The sequence below is a fragment of the Bacillus sp. Xin1 genome (assembly GCF_013314535.1).
In the GTDB taxonomy this organism is placed as follows: domain Bacteria; phylum Bacillota; class Bacilli; order Bacillales; family Bacillaceae_G; genus Bacillus_A.
This window is the reverse complement of record NZ_JABUAE010000028.1, coordinates 19,231-37,451: the sequence shown is the minus strand read 5'-3', so window position 1 is coordinate 37,451 and position 18,221 is coordinate 19,231. Positions and strand designations below refer to the sequence as shown.

General features: G+C 35.5%; 20 protein-coding genes. 7 read left to right on the top strand and 13 right to left on the bottom strand.

Features of this window, described 5'->3' with window-relative positions; genetic code table 11:
* Window positions 1-88: 88 nt before the first annotated feature.
* Window positions 89-2,089, bottom strand: coding sequence for a transketolase (tkt, locus tag HRG09_RS20250; RefSeq protein WP_174102660.1), 2,001 nt, complete (start codon window positions 2,087-2,089; stop codon window positions 89-91).
* Window positions 2,090-2,441: 352 nt separating this feature from the next.
* Here tkt and HRG09_RS20245 point away from each other — a divergent pair, with 352 nt between their 5' ends.
* Window positions 2,442-2,741, top strand: coding sequence for a hypothetical protein (locus HRG09_RS20245; protein WP_174102659.1), 300 nt, complete (start codon window positions 2,442-2,444; stop codon window positions 2,739-2,741).
* Here the strand turns inward: HRG09_RS20245 and HRG09_RS20240 are convergent.
* Entirely contained in the window at window positions 2,738-3,220 is a 483-nt protein-coding gene (locus HRG09_RS20240) for a coproporphyrinogen III oxidase (protein WP_174102658.1), read from the bottom strand. The two genes, HRG09_RS20245 and HRG09_RS20240, sit on opposite strands and share 4 nt — an antisense overlap.
* A gap of 129 nt (window positions 3,221-3,349) precedes the next feature.
* Window positions 3,350-3,691, bottom strand: a complete 342-nt coding sequence (locus tag HRG09_RS20235; protein ID WP_174102657.1) for a hypothetical protein — start codon at window positions 3,689-3,691, stop codon at window positions 3,350-3,352.
* Between the two features lie 176 nt (window positions 3,692-3,867).
* On the opposite strand from HRG09_RS20235, the gene HRG09_RS20230 reads away from it, so the two are divergent.
* Window positions 3,868-5,451 (top strand): bifunctional metallophosphatase/5'-nucleotidase, encoded by a 1,584-nt coding sequence (locus HRG09_RS20230; RefSeq protein WP_174102656.1) that lies wholly within the window; start codon window positions 3,868-3,870, stop codon window positions 5,449-5,451.
* A 42-nt stretch (window positions 5,452-5,493) separates the two neighbouring features.
* Here the strand turns inward: HRG09_RS20230 and HRG09_RS20225 are convergent, their stop codons facing one another.
* Together HRG09_RS20225 and HRG09_RS20220 are read right to left on the bottom strand one after the other, a co-directional pair.
* Window positions 5,494-5,733 carry a DUF896 domain-containing protein gene (locus tag HRG09_RS20225; RefSeq protein ID WP_042979223.1) on the bottom strand — a complete coding sequence of 80 codons (240 nt, stop codon included), beginning with the start codon at window positions 5,731-5,733 and terminating at the stop codon, window positions 5,494-5,496.
* Window positions 5,734-5,778: 45 nt separating this feature from the next.
* Window positions 5,779-6,435 (bottom strand): YneB family resolvase-like protein, encoded by a 657-nt coding sequence (locus tag HRG09_RS20220; protein ID WP_174102655.1) that lies wholly within the window; start codon window positions 6,433-6,435, stop codon window positions 5,779-5,781.
* A gap of 142 nt (window positions 6,436-6,577) precedes the next feature.
* On the opposite strand from HRG09_RS20220, the gene lexA reads away from it, so the two are divergent.
* On the top strand, window positions 6,578-7,198 hold the full coding sequence (gene lexA / locus HRG09_RS20215) for a transcriptional repressor LexA (protein ID WP_174102654.1): 621 nt from the start codon (window positions 6,578-6,580) through the stop codon (window positions 7,196-7,198).
* Window positions 7,199-7,227: 29 nt separating this feature from the next.
* Here lexA and HRG09_RS20210 read toward each other — a convergent pair whose 3' ends face one another.
* The 6 genes from HRG09_RS20210 to HRG09_RS20185 all read right to left on the bottom strand — a co-directional run bounded on the left by HRG09_RS20210 (window position 7,228) and on the right by HRG09_RS20185 (window position 11,054).
* Window positions 7,228-8,028, bottom strand: coding sequence for a DUF4097 family beta strand repeat-containing protein (locus HRG09_RS20210; RefSeq protein WP_174102653.1), 801 nt, complete (start codon window positions 8,026-8,028; stop codon window positions 7,228-7,230).
* A gap of 5 nt (window positions 8,029-8,033) precedes the next feature.
* On the bottom strand, window positions 8,034-8,576 hold the full coding sequence (locus HRG09_RS20205; RefSeq protein WP_174102652.1) for a DUF1700 domain-containing protein: 543 nt from the start codon (window positions 8,574-8,576) through the stop codon (window positions 8,034-8,036).
* 4 nt (window positions 8,577-8,580) lie between these two features.
* On the bottom strand, window positions 8,581-8,892 hold the full coding sequence (locus HRG09_RS20200; RefSeq protein WP_017151382.1) for a PadR family transcriptional regulator: 312 nt from the start codon (window positions 8,890-8,892) through the stop codon (window positions 8,581-8,583).
* 203 nt (window positions 8,893-9,095) lie between these two features.
* Window positions 9,096-9,293, bottom strand: a complete 198-nt coding sequence (locus HRG09_RS20195) for a hypothetical protein (RefSeq protein ID WP_174102651.1) — start codon at window positions 9,291-9,293, stop codon at window positions 9,096-9,098.
* Window positions 9,294-9,637: 344 nt separating this feature from the next.
* A complete protein-coding gene (locus HRG09_RS20190; protein ID WP_174102650.1) occupies window positions 9,638-10,549 on the bottom strand; it encodes a DUF2935 domain-containing protein in 912 nt (303 codons plus the stop codon).
* A 169-nt stretch (window positions 10,550-10,718) separates the two neighbouring features.
* Window positions 10,719-11,054 carry a YmaF family protein gene (locus HRG09_RS20185; RefSeq protein ID WP_174102649.1) on the bottom strand — a complete coding sequence of 112 codons (336 nt, stop codon included), beginning with the start codon at window positions 11,052-11,054 and terminating at the stop codon, window positions 10,719-10,721.
* Between the two features lie 152 nt (window positions 11,055-11,206).
* Between HRG09_RS20185 and HRG09_RS20180 the strand changes: the two genes are divergently transcribed.
* The 4 genes from HRG09_RS20180 to HRG09_RS20165 all read left to right on the top strand — a co-directional run bounded on the left by HRG09_RS20180 (window position 11,207) and on the right by HRG09_RS20165 (window position 16,231).
* Window positions 11,207-11,386: a small acid-soluble spore protein H gene (locus HRG09_RS20180; protein ID WP_174102648.1), complete on the top strand. Its 180-nt coding sequence runs from the start codon at window positions 11,207-11,209 to the stop codon at window positions 11,384-11,386.
* Window positions 11,387-11,827: 441 nt separating this feature from the next.
* Window positions 11,828-12,790: an AAA family ATPase gene (locus tag HRG09_RS20175; protein WP_174102647.1), complete on the top strand. Its 963-nt coding sequence runs from the start codon at window positions 11,828-11,830 to the stop codon at window positions 12,788-12,790.
* On the top strand, window positions 12,790-13,995 hold the full coding sequence (locus tag HRG09_RS20170; RefSeq protein WP_174102646.1) for a DUF58 domain-containing protein: 1,206 nt from the start codon (window positions 12,790-12,792) through the stop codon (window positions 13,993-13,995). Before HRG09_RS20175 ends, HRG09_RS20170 begins: the two co-directional genes overlap by 1 nt.
* Window positions 13,996-13,999: 4 nt before the next feature.
* The gene (locus tag HRG09_RS20165; protein ID WP_174102645.1) at window positions 14,000-16,231 is read left to right on the top strand and encodes a DUF4129 domain-containing transglutaminase family protein; all 2,232 of its coding nucleotides are present in this window, start codon (window positions 14,000-14,002) and stop codon (window positions 16,229-16,231) included.
* Window positions 16,232-16,361: 130 nt separating this feature from the next.
* Here HRG09_RS20165 and glnA read toward each other — a convergent pair whose 3' ends face one another.
* Both glnA and glnR read right to left on the bottom strand, forming a co-directional pair.
* On the bottom strand, window positions 16,362-17,696 hold the full coding sequence (glnA, locus tag HRG09_RS20160; RefSeq protein WP_174102644.1) for a type I glutamate--ammonia ligase: 1,335 nt from the start codon (window positions 17,694-17,696) through the stop codon (window positions 16,362-16,364).
* Between the two features lie 48 nt (window positions 17,697-17,744).
* Window positions 17,745-18,134, bottom strand: coding sequence for a transcriptional repressor GlnR (gene glnR / locus HRG09_RS20155; RefSeq protein WP_002014475.1), 390 nt, complete (start codon window positions 18,132-18,134; stop codon window positions 17,745-17,747).
* Window positions 18,135-18,221 lie beyond the last annotated feature (87 nt).

Sequence of the window (18,221 nt, the reverse complement as noted above, 5' to 3'; positions counted from 1 at the left end):
ACTGCGGAGAAAGAAAAAACTTTTTCTGTCGAATAAACTCATTTACATAGAAAAATCTCTCCATGCCGGAGAGATTTTTCACAAATCATTAAAGCATTTCTTTTACTTTACGAACAACATTTTCTACAGTAAATCCATACTCTTCCATGATCTTTTCACCAGGAGCAGAAGCACCGAATGTATCGATACCTAGTACATCTCCTTCAAGACCAACGTAACGGTGCCATCCGAAAGTAGCACCCATTTCAATTGCGAAACGTTTTGTTACTGATTTTGGTAATACAGATTCTTTATATTCAGCAGATTGTGCTTCAAAACGATCCATAGATGGCATGCTGACAACAGCTGCGTCAACTCCATCTGCTGCTAATGCTGTTTGCGCTTCAACTGCTAAACTTACTTCAGAACCAGTTGCAAGTAAGATTACATCAGCATTTTCTTTTTTGCTTGCAGAAATTACATATGCACCTTTTGCAACCTTTTCATACGTATCGTCTTTTGCGCCTTCTAATGTTGGAAGATCTTGACGAGTTAAGATTAATGCAGTTGGAGTACTTGTAGATTCTAAAGCTAATTTCCAAGCTGCAACAGACTCGTTACCATCAGCAGGACGAATAACCGATACGTTTGGCATTGCACGAAGCGCCGCTAACTGCTCAACTGGTTCATGTGTTGGACCATCTTCACCAACGGCAATACTGTCATGTGTAAACACATATGTTACAGGTAATTGCATTAACGCCGCTAAGCGGATTGCTGGGCGTAAGTAATCAGAGAATACGAAGAACGTACCACCGTAAGTTTTTAAGCCGCCATGAAGTGCGATACCGTTCATCGCTGCACCCATTGCGAACTCACGTACACCGTACCAAATATTTTTACCGCTGTAGTCAGCTCTTGTGAAGTCTTTTTCGTTATTCATGTATGTTTTGTTAGAACCAGCAAGGTCTGCAGATCCACCAAAGAATGATGGTACAGCTTCAGCAATCGCGTTAATTACAGCACCTGAAGAATTACGTGTTGCTGCTTTTGATCCTAATTCATAAGTTGGTAAGTTTTTATCCCAACCTTCTGGAAGAAGGCCTTTCATTGCTGCTTGTAATTCATTTGCTAATTCTGGGTATGCTTGTGCATATTCGCCAAGCATTGTATTCCATTCAGCTTGTGCTGTTTCACCAGCATCTTGCACTGTTTTACGGAAGTTATCATATACTTCTTCTGGTACATGGAAGTCTTGCTCAGCTGACCAAGCATATGCTTCTTTTGTTAATTTCGTTTCATCAACACCAAGCGGAGAACCATGTGAAGCAGATTTTCCTGATTTGTTTGGAGAACCGAAACCAATTGTTGTTCTTACTTCGATTAGCGTTGGGCGTTTTTCGTCAGCTTTCGCTTCCTCAATCGCTTTTGCAATTGCTTCAACATCGTTTCCATCCTCAACACGGATTACTTGCCAACCGTATGCTTTATAACGATCTTCTACACTTTCAGAGAATGAACGATTTAAATCACCATCTAATGAAATATCATTAGAATCGTATAACACAACAAGTCGACCTAATCCTAAGTGAGCAGCTAATGAAGATGCTTCAGCAGAAACGCCTTCCATTAAATCGCCATCACCGCAAATTGCGTATGTATAATGATCAACTACGTTGTATGCATCACGATTATATTTCGCTGCTAAATGTCTCTCAGCCATCGCCATACCAACAGCTGTCGAAATACCTTGTCCCAGTGGACCAGTTGTTGCATCTACGCCTGCTGTATGACCATACTCAGGATGTCCTGGAGTTTTACTTCCCCATTGACGGAAATTCTTTAAGTCATCCATTGTTACGTCGTAACCAGACAGATGAAGTAGGCTGTATAATAACATTGAACCATGACCTGCAGATAATACGAAACGATCGCGGTTAAACCACGTTGGGTTATTTGGATTATGTTTCATAAATTGAGTCCATAATGTATAAGCCATTGGTGCTGCACCCATTGGCATTCCTGGGTGACCAGAGTTTGCTTTTTCAATCGCATCGATGGATAATGTGCGAATCGTGTTGATAGAAAGTTGTTCGATTGAATGTGACATGCTATTCTTCCCTTCGCTTATATTAGTAAACGTTTTACACATTTATATGATATCTTCCCACGCAAGATTATACAACATGTATCGACAAATATGTTGATGTTTTTTCGATTTTTTATAAAAAAAAACTGTAATTTCCGGAATGTATGGGTATTCAATATGTTATACTTTTTCTTTATTTTTTTATTAAAAATAAAGGGAATTCTCTGCATTTTAACGCGCAAGCACTAAAAATTTTTAGCCACCTTCCTAATCTCCGTTCTATTCACTAATTATTTACAAATTGTATAATAGAAATGAATATATATTAATTTTCATCGTATATATTAAATAAGAAACGGAGGAAGACGAAATCATGAGTGAAGAAGCAGCTTCTTACACCTTTGTTATTGTTATGACCCTCATTTCAATTCTTTCTATTTATTTTTCAGTCAAATTAAAATCCCCCCATAAATACATCCCAGGTGGTGTCATGCTTATTCTTTCCATTGGTACGTTTGGCATACTGTATTTTGATCGAGGTGTCATGATAACAAGTGAAGGATTAGGTTATTTATATAGCACCATTGCAATCCTCTTATTTCTTATCGCGATTATTTCTTTATTTATAGCAACTGCTAATTCTTTTATTTCAGCTTTATTTAGAAAAAATTAAACTCCAAAATGCAAAAGATATCCTTCTCCTTCTTTCACTTTATGAAGTAGTTTGACTAAAGATTTTAAATCTGCACAGAGAATATCTCGATTAAAAATAAGTTGTTCATACTTTCCATCCGTATCACAATCTACCGTCCATTGAAATGAGCCTGTGAGTTCTACTTTTTCAGGTCCCAATGAAAATAGATTGACTAATGAGCGAAATAAATCAATCGCTATTTCCGCTCCTTCATTCTCAATTTTTGTAATGCCATAATAATGAAGGCCAAATCCTTTTTCTTTCCGAAAAGGATTGCAAGTCGGAATCCACTGCAAAAAATCTGACACATACAAAACTATTTCATCACTTAATATCACACAATCTTCAACAACCGATCCATCTTTATAAAAAAACCGCCTATCATGCCAAGAAAAATCTTCAGAATTCAACTCCCCTTTTTCACTTGAAACAAATACAAATTCATGCTGTAAAGTCATAAGATCCTCTCCCTTCCCCTACCATCATACGATAATTTAAAAAATATTTTCATTTTTCTTTATAATCCGAAACACTTTCTTTGGACAAACCATTATAACTAAGAATAATGCTTAAGAACCCTGATCTCTTCATTCATATTCCTTGTGAACATTAATGGAATCACTACTTATTGGTGTAATTCCAAGAACTTGTACAATTATATGATGGTGTAATATTTGCTCACTTATATTCCATTTCAAAGACCATCCATCTGTTCCATCGATATCATATCCAATTAGCTGTCGTTCTTTCCATGTAGCTGTACCAGTTGGAACGAGCCAAAATAACACAGTTTCTGTATGTCTCGCTTTTACATATATCGGAATTTCTTTCTTTTCCTTTCGAATAGTAACCCAATTATTTATTTCATCTATATTTGTGTACGTTTTAATAATTTCAGGGTCTGGTTCATATATTTTTGGAGGGTTCACTACAAAACAAGTTCTTATTACTATATAAGAACAAATTCTTATAAAAATGAAACACCCTACCACCTCATAGGGTATTAGCCCTCCCTGAAACTTTCCTCATATAAATATGAACAAAAATAAATCTAGATTATTTGTAATGATTTATCATAAGATAACAATAAAGAAGGTTGATAAGATTGAATAAGAACAACAGTGTTAATATAAACATTCTACTAACGAGCGATATACACGGTACGATTTATCCACTTCATTATCGAAATAACGAAACCGCAGAAATAGGATTAGCCAAACTCGCAACCCGGATCACACAAGAGCGTAACCAACATGAACATGTAATTGTGATTGATAACGGTGATTTTATACAAGGAACACCATTCACCTATTACTACGTTAAATATATACAGCATAAAAACAACCCCATGTCACTTATCGCTAATTACATTGGCTATGATGCGGCCGTTATCGGAAATCACGAGTTCAACTATGGAATGGATGTATTAAACAAAGCTGTTTTAAACGCGAATATGCCTTATCTATCCGCAAATATTTTAAATAAACATACAAAGTATCCTTACTTTGGGAAACCCTATATCATTAAACACATACATCCTAATATAAAAATCGCTATCTTGGGAGTTACAACACATTACATCCCAAATTGGGAACAGCCACATCATATTAAAGATTTACTATTTGAAGATGCACTAGAAACAACAAAAAAATGGGTTTCCTACATTCGTGAACAGGAACAACCACATTTACTAATCGTAGCATATCATGGTGGTTTTGAACGTGACTTACAAACGGGGGTACCAACTGAAATTTTAACAGGAGAAAATCAAGGATATGCAATGTGCCAAGAAATAGAAGGAATCGATATCCTATTAACTGGACACCAACATCGCTATATTTCAAATACAAAAGTAAATGGTGTGACAGTTTTGCAAACCGGCAGTAACGGTCATTCATTAGGGAAAGTCCATGTAAAACTAGAACAAAATAAAGATCGATGGATTTTGATGGAATGCCATTCAGAACTGTTATCTGCGCAAGACATCCCAGTAGATGAAACAGCTCTGTCACTCGTATCGACTTATGAAAAACAAACCCAAAAATGGTTAGACCAACCTATCGGTACCATTATAGGAGATATGTTGATTTATGATGCAATGCAAACACGTTTACAGGATCATCCTTTTATCGAATTTATAAATAAAGTACAGATGGAAGTAGCTGGAGTCAATATCTCTTGTACAAGCCTATTTCATAATGAATCTTCTGGCTTTCCAAAACATATTACAATGAGAGATATTGTTTCAAATTATATTTATCCAAACACATTGAAGGTCATAAGGATTACAGGAAAAGATATAAAAGAGGCCCTTGAGCTATCAGCTGAATATTTCACATTAAATACCGAGGGAGATATTATTGTAAATCCCGCTTACACTACACCAAAACCACAGCATTATAATTACGATATGTGGGAAGGAATTTCATACATATTAAACATTTCAAAACCTGTTGGTCAAAGAGTCGTTTCCTTACAATATAACAGATCTCCCATTCAACTTGATCAAGAATATGATGTAGTCATGAACAATTATCGCGCTAGTGGTGGTGGGAATTACTTTATGTATCAAAACAAGCCCATCATAAAAGATATACCAACCGATATGTCTGAAATCATTGCGAATTACATATTAGATCGAGGGACAATTGAAGCGACAACCAACCGTAATTGGAAAGTTATCAAATAAACAATTTTATTAAAATCAAAAAAGATGGGCTTCGCCCATCTTTTAATTTAACTTTGCGTTATCTTGTTTTTTCAATGCTTTTAATTTCGTCGGTGTAACATCTTTACCTTCTTCGTTAACGACTTTAATGCCTTTTAATTCGTTTAACATATTTTGACGAAATCCTTTTAAATATTGTTCACGGAGCGATTGGCGCTCACGTTGCTCTTCTTCAGTTAATCCTTCAGCTTTTGCTTTTTTCGCTAAGAAATTAATGCGTTCAATGAGTTCGTGACTTAGCATCTCGAATCCCCTTTCTACTTAAAACTGATTATTATCATACAATAGTTAGTCTTGTTTATCAAGCAATTGCTTCGTATATTCCACGTATCTGCGATGTACTGTTGCTTTTGATACCTCATGTCCGAAACCACGAAGCGTTGCAGCAATCTCCTCAAATGTCAATTCATTACGACGCAGACGTACAATTTCTTCAATCGGCACTTCTTTCTTTTCACGTCCTGTACTCAAATGACGATTTTTTAAGTTTTTTTCTGGACGAAACCCTCTTTCTACCGCTCTCTGCATTCCACGTTTAATCTTCAAATTATGAATTTTTCTCTGGTACTCTTCAACTATACCAATAATATCCAGAACCATGGAATCCGAATCAGAAAGCTGTAATTCCCCATTATGCGTATGTGTATACACTTTGATCTCTTCTTTATGTAAACAGTGCATTAAAGCAATCTTTGCATTCCCTCTTCCAAGCCGCGTTTCATCTTGAATGAGAAGCACATCAATTTCTTCGTCTCGAATCATGTCCAGCACTTCTAATATACCATCTCGTTCAATTGTATAACCGCTTGCCTTCTCCTCAATCACCTTTATAACATTCATTTGATATCGCTCAGCTAAATACAATAATTCATCTTTTTGGCGTGATAATGATGTTTCCTGCGCTTCTTTCGTTGTGCTTACACGGGCATAAATGATTGCATTCATTTTAAAACCCTCTTTCTCATTTCGATTTTTTCTTTAGTGTATCACAAATCGTCTTTTTGTTCGAACTTATGTTTGTAGAATGTTTTTTCGCATGTTATACTTATAAGTAAGAAAATTGAAAGAAAACGAGGTGTTAAAAAACATGGAAAAGTTAACAAAACGCCAGCAAGACATTCTCGACTTCATCAAACTAAAAGTACAAGAAAAAGGTTATCCACCTTCCGTACGTGAAATTGGTCAAGCGGTTGGCCTTGCTTCTAGTTCTACTGTGCACGGACATTTATCACGTCTAGAAGAAAAAGGTTATATTCGACGTGATCCAACAAAACCGAGAGCCATTGAAATTTTAGGAGAAGTAAGAATCGAAACAGAAACACAATCAGTTGTTCAAGTCCCAATTGTAGGAAAAGTTACAGCCGGTTTACCAATTACAGCAGTTGAAAGTGTCGAGGAACACTTCCCACTTCCTGCAAGCGTTGTTGCTGGAGCTGATCAAGTATTTATGTTACGTATCTCTGGAGATAGTATGATTGAAGCTGGTATTCTGGATGGAGATTTAGTTGTTGTTCGTCAACAACATTCTGCATACAATGGGGAAATCGTCGTTGCTTTAACAGAAGATAACGAAGCAACTGTAAAACGTTTTTACAAAGAAAAAGATCATTTCCGCTTACAACCAGAAAACTCTTCTTTAGAACCGATCCTTTTAGATAAGGTTTCTGTTATCGGAAAAGTAATCGGTGTATACCGCGATTTACATTAAAGAATAGACCAGTTAAACTGGTCTATTCTTTAATTCGATTCAATTGTAACGTCTCCAGCAGATGTTTTTCCGCTAATTTTTACACTACCATTTCCTAATGTTACATTTTTCGTTTCTTCTTTGAAAATCTCCACTTCTCCTGCAAATGTTTTCCCACTTATAGTCGCATCTTGAGGCTTCTGAAGTAATCGAATATCAACTTCTCCTGCAGTTGAACTTGCCTCTAAATCATATTTAGGATCATGATCTACAATATCTACATCTCCACTTGTTGTTTTCGCTACAACTTTTCCACTTACTTTTTTCATTTTAACTTCACCTGCTTTTGAAGACCCTTCTACTTTCTTCGCTGTCACACGCTCCATTTCTACATCTCCACCAAGTGTTGTTGCTTCTACACGTTCACTTTTTATATCATTTACTGTTATCTCACCCGCAGAAGAACTTACTTTTATATCTTGGTAAGAACGTTCCGGAACAACGATTATTATCCCTGGTGCTTTAAACCCGAAAGATAAAAATGAAAAATCGAATGAAGGGCCTTTTTTTACCTTACCTTGAATCTTTAGCGTATCCCCTTGTTCATCAATACTCACTTTTTGTTTTGCAATATTCCCTGATTTTTTTATATAAAAAGAAGAATCATTTCCTTTTTGAACCGTAACATCTCCAGCATCCAAATCAATTTCCAAACTTTTGATTGCTTCATTTTTAATAACCTTTTCTTTATCCCCTCGTTCTGCCGTCTCAACTGCTTTTGTATATGTCTGTGATATACCAATAACTCCAATGATGATACAAGCGACAGCTACTAACAATATCTTTTTCATCTCATCTATTCCCCTTTAATCATTTTGAGATTCCAATTGACATAGCCTACACAAAAGTTTTTAAACCATTTTGTACAGTAGTAAGCAACTATACATAACAATAGTCCAACTCCAACAAATGTAATAGAAACAAATATATCAAGCCATAAGAATGTACCCGTTAATATCTTAATCACTACTAGCAGCGGCGCCACAACTGAGACCACGCCTCCAACCCAAAGGGAAAATATAAAACTCACGATTGCAACTAGAGGACCTAACACAATAATAAAGTTTAATAAACTAAGACCAATCGCTGCCATCACTGCTCTTGTTATATTCGAAGCAGACGGATCTTTTTTCATCTCATCAAAACGATATAGTGCCAACATCTCCTTTGCAATAGCTTTTGGTGACCCAAGCCCCTGTATAATTTCTGCTTCTGTCTTCCCTTCCTCTAATCCAAACTGGAAATGTTCCCCATAATCGTATAAAATATCTTTTCTCTCTTCTTCTGGTAGCTTTCTAAGATGTCCCGATAATTCTCGAAGAAACTGTTCTTTATTCATCTCATTACACCTCTTCAATAATTTCTTGTACTCCTTTAGCAAAATCACGCCACTCCGTTACAAGTAAATGGAGTTGCTCTTCTCCTTGATTTGTTAATTGATAATATTTACGCGGTGGTCCTTCTGTTGATTCTTTTAAATATGTTTGAAAGTAACCCTCTTTTGTTAAACGACGTAACAACGGGTATACTGACCCTTCTGAGATTAAAAATTTATTGGAGATTTGCTGAACAAGCTCATAACCGTAGCAATCTTTTCGTTTGACAAGTGCCAGTACACATAGTTCTAGCACACCTTTTTTAAACTGGACGTTCAAAGATAATCCTCCTTTCCAATTAGTACTATTCAATGCAAGGTACTAACACCATCCATAATATACCATTTACTATTATTTATTGCAAGGTACTGTTGGATATTTTATGGGAATTTTGTATGACCACCATCATTATTTGCGTTAATAATAAAAAACACGATCTCCTCTTATTTTTACATAAGGAAAATCGTGTAAAATGAATTATTTTATGGATTATTATGCCCTAACGCTACAACAGCAGATGTATAACTGCCATCCATACCTTTTCGAATAATCGCCATGCACGTTCCTAGTTCTTCACCCAGATATGCAGATTCTGGAACATTATTTTTTAATGTTTCACTTGTAAATTGAATAATTTGTCGATCAGGATCTACAGTGTCCGTATAACAATTTATTTCCACATCAAATATAAAGCTCTGTTTATTAATTCTGTCAAATCATCTTTATTGTTACTAGCTGGTCCAATTGTACAAATGCGATCAATTGCCATATATTTCACCATCCTTTTTATCCTATCATTCCCATATAGAAAAGAAAGATAATAGTTTCTCATAATTTAAAATGGATGAAATTTGACTACCAAGACAAAGAAAAATTTAACAAAAAAAACGATACGTCCCACATTAGGGATTTACCGTTTTTTTGCTAAAATATTAGTATTCTCATAACAAAAATTTAATGTTATTAAGAGGAAGTCTCTGATCAATACATTTTCCACCCTATATTGTTCATAGCAATAAAGCACTTATCCCATCGACTGTTGCACCTGTTTTTGCTTCAACCTTTCTTCCAACACATGAATCATAAATAAGAAATGCTCAGCTTCTCTTACAACATGGTCAGCTAATAACGGATTAATTACACTTTTAATTTGACATGTTTGGATAAGCTCTAATCCAGCTTTTTTGAAATTCCTCAATTCAACTGTAGCATTTTCACTATCTTTATTCATTTTTCCAATAATCGGATATGTTGGTTGTTTCTGATATAGCATAGATTCAACATCTCTCGCTTGACCAAGAAGAACTTCAAAATCATCACCAAATTTTGAAGCAGTATGAACTAAATTTCTTTCAGATTGGTCAAGCAACGAGGCAATAAAACGAGAGTGCTCCATCATAATTCTGAGCCAAAATACATTTTCACTAATTATCGCATCTTGAATTGGATCCATTTTTCCTTCATTAAATTTCTGAAGTGTTCTTATAAAATATTCCGCTTCTCGTGCAATATGATCTACTAATAACGGAAAATTGAAACCACTTACCTTACAATTAATAATTAAAATTAAAAGGTTTCTTTTATAATTACGAAATGCATAAACTAGCTGAATACTTTCTTCATTTAATTGCCTAACTGCTTGAACAGTTTGAGGAATAGAGAATGCTTTTTGTAAATGTCGATCAAAAAGTTGAAAAAACTGATCTGCTTGCTGAATTAGATTTTTATCTTTCCGATTAAACCCGTCAGCAAGAAAAAGCGCATGCTCCTTCATAATTCGTAACCAAAATCGATTTTCTGTTAAGGACCTTTCAATAAATAATTGTTCTGTTAACGATTCAGAAGGTGCAGCTTTCAATTCCGGCGGAAGCAACATAGCCCGCTGTGTATCCATGACAAAGTGACCAGGAATAGGTTGTTGTTGCCCGTTAGTCATTAAAATCCCCCCTAATGCCCTTAAAAGCATTCATACTATATTATGTATATGAATTAATAATATTTACTATAACAAAAAATAACATCTCGAATTCTGTATATAATGTTTTTAAAAATAGTATATAGAATGAAAAAGCTTACATTCTGCTGACACGTTAACTTTCCTTTATCTATTTATTACCTGGAGCAGGCTGATCTACTCCTCTTATACAATGCTTATGTCCATTATCTTCTGTTGTATAAAAATCGTAATAATGAACATGCATTCCATCTCCAACCGGAATAGCTGGTCCTGAGTATGCCTTATAATAATGAGTATGTCCATCTTCAAATACTACATATCCTTCTGTATAGTGTATATGCCCATCCTGCGTTTGAATTGGTGGAGAGGTTACGTCTAAGCATTGATGTACATGGCCCGCATCGACAGATGTATAATCAACTGATCCATGATTATGATTAGGTACAAACCCTGAAACAAAATCAGCTTTCCCTACCCTGTTCATTCTACTCACTCCTTGTCCCTAAATATAGGATTTATAAACTTATATGTTGAAATCAAAATTAATACCTATTTGCTTACTATTGAGTATTAAGAATAATTAAGTAGTTTAAAGTAAACATTATTACTGCTATAAGTCAAAAGGAGGTCATCGTAATGAACAAACAACGGGCACAAGAGATTGCAGCTTCACCGATTATGGCTAATGTAACCTATAATGGAGTTCCAATTTATATTCAAAATGTGGATGAAAATAATGAAACAGCTAGAATTTATCCCCTTAGCGAGCCGCAAAATGAACAGGAAATTCCTTTATCCAATTTAATAGAACATTAAATAATAAATTCTAATACAAACACTACTCACAACGATTTTTCTTAGGGACAGCTTATACAATTGCTTGTCCCTATTTTACAAATGAAACATTCAACCCCAAAACCTAAAATACTTCTGAATAATACGTTGGAATAAGTATAATTTTATTAAACTTGTCAATTAGTTGTTAAATTCCAAAGTCACTAGAATATTATTAATCTATGTTTCTAGTAAAATATTTGCACACTGGAAACAAATTTCATGCACATACGACTAGAGCCAAAACAAAATATAAAAAAACGTCGAGTAGGATTTCCTTAAATGAAATAGAAATTATATAAAATAATAATAGAAAGAAACTCCTTAACAATACCAACCGAGTCAAGCAAACTTTATTTTATACGAAACATAATTTTTACAATAGATTGAATGAACTAGAAAAATGAATTTGGGAGGAGTACGATGACACAACTCGATTCTTTACATCCAGTTGTAGAAAAAATAATTGATAATATTAAAAAAGTGATGGTCGGAAAACATAAGGAAATCACCCTTACCTTGGCAGCTCTCTTAACTGAAGGTCATGTACTATTAGAAGATGTTCCGGGTGTTGGGAAAACGATGATGGTACAAGCCCTCGCTAAATCCATCGATGCAGATTTCAAACGGATTCAATTCACTCCTGATTTACTGCCATCAGATGTAACAGGTGTTTCTATTTATAATCCAAAAGAATTACAATTTAAATTTATGGCAGGACCTATTATGGGAAATATCATACTAGCTGATGAAATTAACCGTACATCACCCAAAACGCAATCAGCCTTGCTTGAAAGTATGGAAGAAAGCAATATAACAGTAGATGGTATAACACGACCTTTACCGAAACCATTTTTTGTAATAGCTACACAGAATCCAATTGAGCATGAAGGAACTTATCCTTTACCTGAAGCTCAGCTTGACCGTTTCTTACTAAAACTAAAAATGGGCTACCCCACACCCGAAGAAGAGTTTGAAGTTTTAAATCGGACTGAAAAAACAAAACCTATTTCTCATTTACAAGCCGCTATTACAATAGAAGAATTACTACACTTACAACAAAACGTACGGGAAATATATACGTCCAAAGCCATCAAGCACTACATCGTAAAACTCGTTAATCAAACCCGCTCTTATAACTCTGTTCAGCTAGGTGCTAGTCCGCGTGGTTCCATTGCTTTGATGAAAACTTCGCAGGCATATGCGCTCATAAATGGCAGGGATTATGTCATTCCAGATGATGTTAAGTTTTTAGCTCCCTATGTTTTGTCCCATAGACTTATTTTAAAAATAGAAGCGAAATTTGAAGGGGTAACACCAGAAAGCGTCATTACAAAAATTCTCGCCCGGACTCCAGTTCCGGCTCAAAAGAAAAAAAACTTCTGATGAAACAGCTGTTACGAACAGTTCATAACGTCGGAAAGCTATCGTTGATTGTTTTATTCATTGCTTCAACATTTATATATACCATGTTACAAGGGGAATTCGTAAGTTGGTTTCTATTTTACAGCTTTATTCCTTTCGGTCTTTATTCATTATTGTTGCCCTTTTGTGCCCTTTGGAACGCTGAGGTAAGACGCATAACAAATCAAAAGGAGTACACGGCCGGACAGCAATTCTTAGGCACTATTACAATAAAGCGGAAAATCCCCTTTCCCTTACTGTATTTAATTATAGAAGAGGTACTCCCCATGGAATTCAATAATCGTAAACAATCAAAAAATGCAAAAGTGATATTATTTCCAGGGTTCAAACGAAATATTTCATACGAATATATAATCGACGCAATTCCTAGAGGAGAACACACCTTTTCGAGCGTGCGTGTAAAAACTGGTGATGTATTCGGAATAATCGAAAAAGAGATAACCTTTTCAGTTCCCGAGAGTTTTTTAGTCTATCCTCAATATGTAGATATAGCCTATAGACAAGTGGAAAACTATTTCGAACAAGGAGCACTCTCCTCAAATGTGAATGTAACAAGAGATGCAACAGTCTCCGCTAGTGTCAGAGACTACAAACCCGGTGACCGCTTTTCATGGATCAATTGGAAGGCAACTGCTCGAAAAAATAATATTATGACGAAAGAGTTTGAACAACAACGAGGTCATGATACTGTAATTTTTATGGACAGAACTCAATCTCCCCTATTCGAATTAGTCGTTACATTTACAGCTTCTCTCGTGAGGTCTATTTTAAAACAGGATTCACAAGCATCATTCGTATCCACTGAAAAAGAACAAACCGTTCTCCCTTTATCTCATGGAGAGACACAAGTACAACAAATTTTCTGTCACTTAGCAAAAGTAAAAGCAGACAGTACGTTCTCGCTCTCTCAAACTGTAGAAGTAGAATTAAAGAAAATCTATCAACCAGTAACATTCATACTTATAACAAGTAATCTTTCTCCCGATATTCAAGAAATTGCTGAAAGTATAGCAATAAAAAACAGCAGGCTGATGATATTTGTCATCAAAGAAAAAGCACATCAATTCTCAAATCGAGAACTACACATAATCGAAACACTAAGAAAACGAAAAATATTTGTGAAAGCGGTTTATGAAAATCATTACGCAAATGTATTTTTGAGGTGAACGAATGACAACATTACCTTCAAATAATAAACGCAATATTAGCAGTTTCCTAATGCACGTATTTGGTTTTCTCATTTTATTAGAATGGTTACAACCACTTGTAAAGGTTACAGACATGGTAAGACTAAATTTCTTTATAGGATTTATAGGAATTTGCTTCGCTCTCTCTTTTTTTCAAGTACGATTCCAAATTTCTATAAAGATTGTAGTCATCTTATTTATGCTTCATTGGGTGGATTATAAAGGAGCTTTTATTAACCCTACCTGGTTGATAGAATTCTCGTCTGATTTTATTCATAATATCACTCTACTCTTTCAAGCGAACTGGTGGAATCTTTCTAAGGCTTTTCAGACCTTCTTATTCTTTCTCGTGCTTTGGTTTTTTTGCTTTCTCATCCTGTATTGGATTATTCGTCAACAACGCGGACTCTTATTCCTTATATTAACCATTATTTATATCACGATTTTTGATATATCTGACTTATATGACATGAGTAGCGCAATCATTCGTACAATTATAACTGGCTTTTTCATGCTCAGCCTTCTCCATGCCGAACACATAAAAAAATCTGAGAACTTGCAAAAGCAGACTAAATTTGTCCCAAAGTTACTCGTACCGATTGCTTTATCTATTATGCTTACGATAACCGTTGGATATTTCGCTCCTAAACTGGGACCTCAATGGTCTAATATTGATACTTTCTTAAAATTGGATTCACCTTCAGCGAATAGAGTGACAGAAATCAGCACATCCGGTTACGATATGGACGACTCTCATTTAGGCGGCTCTTTTAAGTGGGACGACACAATCATTTTCACTGCACAAGTGCAAAACAGTCAATATTGGAGAGTGGAAACAAAGGACTTTTATACCGGAAAGGGTTGGGAAATTTCCGAAACTCCCCCAAAAGTTTCTTTTAAGTATAAAAACAACGTAGTGAATTGGTATGAGAGGTATACAAAAACAGAAACTGCCGAAGCGATTATTACTACGCAAAAAGATTTCCCTTATCTTATTTATCCCGCAGGGTTAGTATCGGTAGCGGCTACTTCCAATGTATCCTTCAACGCAGACCCCTTTTCGGAAAAAATCGATTTGATAAAAGATAGTTCTTCCACTACCTTAAATAAATATAAGGTGACTTATGAAACTCCTCATTTTTCTATTGAAAACTTAAAAGCTGTAAAAGCAGCTAAGGCTTTAGAAGCAAACCCTTATTTCATAGCAAAATATACACAGCTACCTAGCTCATTACCAAAAAGGATAAAAGACTTAGCGATACATCTTACGAAAGATAAAACCAATCAATATGATCAAGTATTGGCAATCGAAAATTATTTCGCGGATACCTCTTTTATATACGAAACAGAACATGTTAAAACTCCTGAAAAAAATCAAGATTATGTCGATCAGTTTATTTTTGAGACAAAAAGTGGATACTGTAATAATTTTTCAACGTCTATGATTGTTTTACTTCGCTCTATCGGGATTCCTGCACGCTGGATAAAAGGTTATACAGGAGGCACTCTCGAAAACAAATCAACAAATTCAGGATATGAAAACATTTACACAATTACGAATAAGAATGCACATTCTTGGTTGGAAGTATACTTCCCGGGATACGGATGGGTTCCATTCGAACCAACAAAGGGATTCAGCAACCCGTATAACTTTACACACGATACTTCTACTTCAGCTTCGACTTCACAAAATAATGCAACGATACCTAACAATGAACAAATTCCACAACGAAACGAAGAAACAAAACAAAAAAATTTAATAGAGGATACAGAAGTTTCATCTAACAAAAAGATTATCGATTCCAAACGAGGTGTTTCATGGGGATACCTATTCCTCTGTATCATATCAATGAGCATAATTGGTTATATCCTCTTTACTACTAGAATAAAGTGGTTCGCGTTTTTTATCATCCCCTTCTATAAATACCGAAAAGGAGATGTTATTTATTTTAAAGCCTACGATGCACTTTTAAAACAACTGGAAAGAACCGGAATCCCTCGTAATGAGAGTCAAACATTGAGGGAATATGCAATTCATGTAGATAACCTTTACAATTCGACTGATATGCAAAAACTCACTCTTAGTTATGAAAATGTTATTTATCAAAAAAATCCTTCTACATCGGAATGGAGAAAGTCCGTACAATTATGGGAAAAACTCATGAAAAAAGCATCCTCTCCGCCCAAATCTAATGAATTTGATACGTTCATTTAATTGAGTAAGGTGATTTCTATAATCGGGCATCTTTCGGGTAATTACCGGGCAGTTTATAAAATAAACACCCTTTAACAAAGTGCCCACATAAAAAAAAGACCCGATACCGTAGTATCCAGGCCTCAAATTCTTAATAAAGACTCATATATTGATCGCGTTCCCATTGGTGAACTTGCGTGCGGAACATATCCCACTCAATTTCTTTCGCTTCAATGAAGTGCTCAAGTAAATGTTCGCCTAATGCGCCACATACAACTTCATCAGATTGTAGTGTAACTAATGCTTGCGCCAATGTTGCTGGTAAGTCAACAATACCTGCTTCTTCACGCTCTTCTTTAGTCATTACATAGATGTTACGATCCACTGCAGCTGGCGGAGTTAATTTATTTTTAATTCCGTCAAGACCTGCTGCTAATAATGTTGCCATTACTAAATATGGGTTCGCAGCCGGGTCAACACTACGTACTTCTACACGTGTACTGATACCGCGAGATGCTGGAATACGCACTAACGGACTACGGTTTTGTGCAGACCATGCTACGTAACAAGGCGCTTCGTATCCAGGTACTAAACGTTTATAAGAGTTTACAGTTGGGTTAGCTACAGCTGTAAATGCCGGCGCATGTTTTAGGATACCCGCGATGAAGTGGCGAGCATCGTCACTTAGTTGTAACTCACCATTTTGATCGTAGAATACGTTTTCTCCATTTTTAAATAATGATAAGTTACAGTGCATACCAGAACCGTTCACTCCAAATAATGGTTTTGGCATAAACGTTGCATGTAAGCCGTGTTTACGAGCAATTGTTTTAACAACAAGCTTAAATGTTTGAATATCATCACATGAACGAAGTGCATTTGCATATTTGAAATCAATTTCGTGCTGTCCTGGTGCAACTTCATGGTGAGATGCTTCAATTTCAAAGCCCATCTCTTCAAGTTCAAGAACGATATCACGACGACAGTTTTCCCCTAGATCCATCGGCGCAAGGTCGAAGTATCCACCGTTATCGTTTAGTTCTAATGTTGGATTTCCTTTTTCATCAACTTTGAATAAGAAGAACTCTGGCTCTGGTCCAAGGTTGAATTCATTAAATCCTAGCGCTTCCATTTCTTTTAACATACGTTTTAAGTTATTACGTGGGTCACCTTCAAACGGAGTGCCATCAGCATTGTAGATATCGCAAATTAAACGAGCTACTTTACCTTTTTCAGCAGTCCAAGGGAATACTACCCAAGTATCTAAGTCTGGATATAGGTACATATCAGACTCTTCAATACGAACAAACCCTTCAATTGAAGATCCATCAAACATCATTTTGTTATCTAGAGCTTTTGTTAATTGACTAACTGGAATCTCTACATTTTTAATAATCCCTAAAAGATCCGTAAATTGTAAACGGATATACTTTACATTCTCTTCTTTCGCTAAACGGAAAATATCTTCTTTTGTGTACTTTGCCATTATAATTTCCTCCTTAGTCCCTCTAAACACCTTCAGAATCAGTTATCCCTAGTGAAAAAACCTTGAAATATCACCTTGTCGTAATGAAGTTCGATTAAATCTGCCTGTATGTTGCAGTTCATCACGAAGAATTTTACGAAGCTCGGATTTTGAAATTTCTTTTGTTTCTTCTTTTACTTTCACTGCTTCTGTTTGATTTTCTTTCATTTGCAATACTTGTTTAATGCCAGCCATATTTAAGCCTTGATCTAACAAATCTTTAATTTCTAACAACTTATCTACATCATTAAATGAAAACAATCTACGATTTCCCTTTGTACGGGTTGGGAAGATTAAATTGTGCTCTTCATAATAGCGAATTTGACGAGCAGATAGCTGTGTTAAATCCATTACAATACCAATTGGAAACAGCGGGGCAGAACGTCTATCTTCTTTCATTGTTTCAGTTCCTCCTTCGCCTTAACTGTTTCTCATTTTATACCATGTTATGTTTGATGTCAACAGATGTCAGCTTTTCTTACATGA

What these genes read in the sequence shown, in the direction of transcription:
- glnA (WP_174102644.1), bottom strand. Translation starts at nt 17,696, where the DNA reads ATGGCAAAGTACACAAAAGAAGATATTTTCCGTTTAGCGAAAGAAGAG.
- HRG09_RS20180 (WP_174102648.1), top strand. Translation starts at nt 11,207, where the DNA reads ATGAACAAACAACGGGCACAAGAGATTGCAGCTTCACCGATTATGGCT.
- HRG09_RS20170 (WP_174102646.1), top strand. Translation starts at nt 12,790, where the DNA reads ATGAAACAGCTGTTACGAACAGTTCATAACGTCGGAAAGCTATCGTTG.
- HRG09_RS20185 (WP_174102649.1), bottom strand. Translation starts at nt 11,054, where the DNA reads ATGAACAGGGTAGGGAAAGCTGATTTTGTTTCAGGGTTTGTACCTAAT.
- HRG09_RS20210 (WP_174102653.1), bottom strand. Translation starts at nt 8,028, where the DNA reads ATGAAAAAGATATTGTTAGTAGCTGTCGCTTGTATCATCATTGGAGTT.
- HRG09_RS20205 (WP_174102652.1), bottom strand. Translation starts at nt 8,576, where the DNA reads ATGAATAAAGAACAGTTTCTTCGAGAATTATCGGGACATCTTAGAAAG.
- HRG09_RS20245 (WP_174102659.1), top strand. Translation starts at nt 2,442, where the DNA reads ATGAGTGAAGAAGCAGCTTCTTACACCTTTGTTATTGTTATGACCCTC.
- lexA (WP_174102654.1), top strand. Translation starts at nt 6,578, where the DNA reads ATGGAAAAGTTAACAAAACGCCAGCAAGACATTCTCGACTTCATCAAA.
- tkt (WP_174102660.1), bottom strand. Translation starts at nt 2,089, where the DNA reads ATGTCACATTCAATCGAACAACTTTCTATCAACACGATTCGCACATTA.
- HRG09_RS20165 (WP_174102645.1), top strand. Translation starts at nt 14,000, where the DNA reads ATGACAACATTACCTTCAAATAATAAACGCAATATTAGCAGTTTCCTA.
- glnR (WP_002014475.1), bottom strand. Translation starts at nt 18,134, where the DNA reads ATGAAAGAAGATAGACGTTCTGCCCCGCTGTTTCCAATTGGTATTGTA.
- HRG09_RS20240 (WP_174102658.1), bottom strand. Translation starts at nt 3,220, where the DNA reads ATGACTTTACAGCATGAATTTGTATTTGTTTCAAGTGAAAAAGGGGAG.
- HRG09_RS20190 (WP_174102650.1), bottom strand. Translation starts at nt 10,549, where the DNA reads ATGACTAACGGGCAACAACAACCTATTCCTGGTCACTTTGTCATGGAT.
- HRG09_RS20220 (WP_174102655.1), bottom strand. Translation starts at nt 6,435, where the DNA reads ATGAATGCAATCATTTATGCCCGTGTAAGCACAACGAAAGAAGCGCAG.
- HRG09_RS20175 (WP_174102647.1), top strand. Translation starts at nt 11,828, where the DNA reads ATGACACAACTCGATTCTTTACATCCAGTTGTAGAAAAAATAATTGAT.
- HRG09_RS20225 (WP_042979223.1), bottom strand. Translation starts at nt 5,733, where the DNA reads ATGCTAAGTCACGAACTCATTGAACGCATTAATTTCTTAGCGAAAAAA.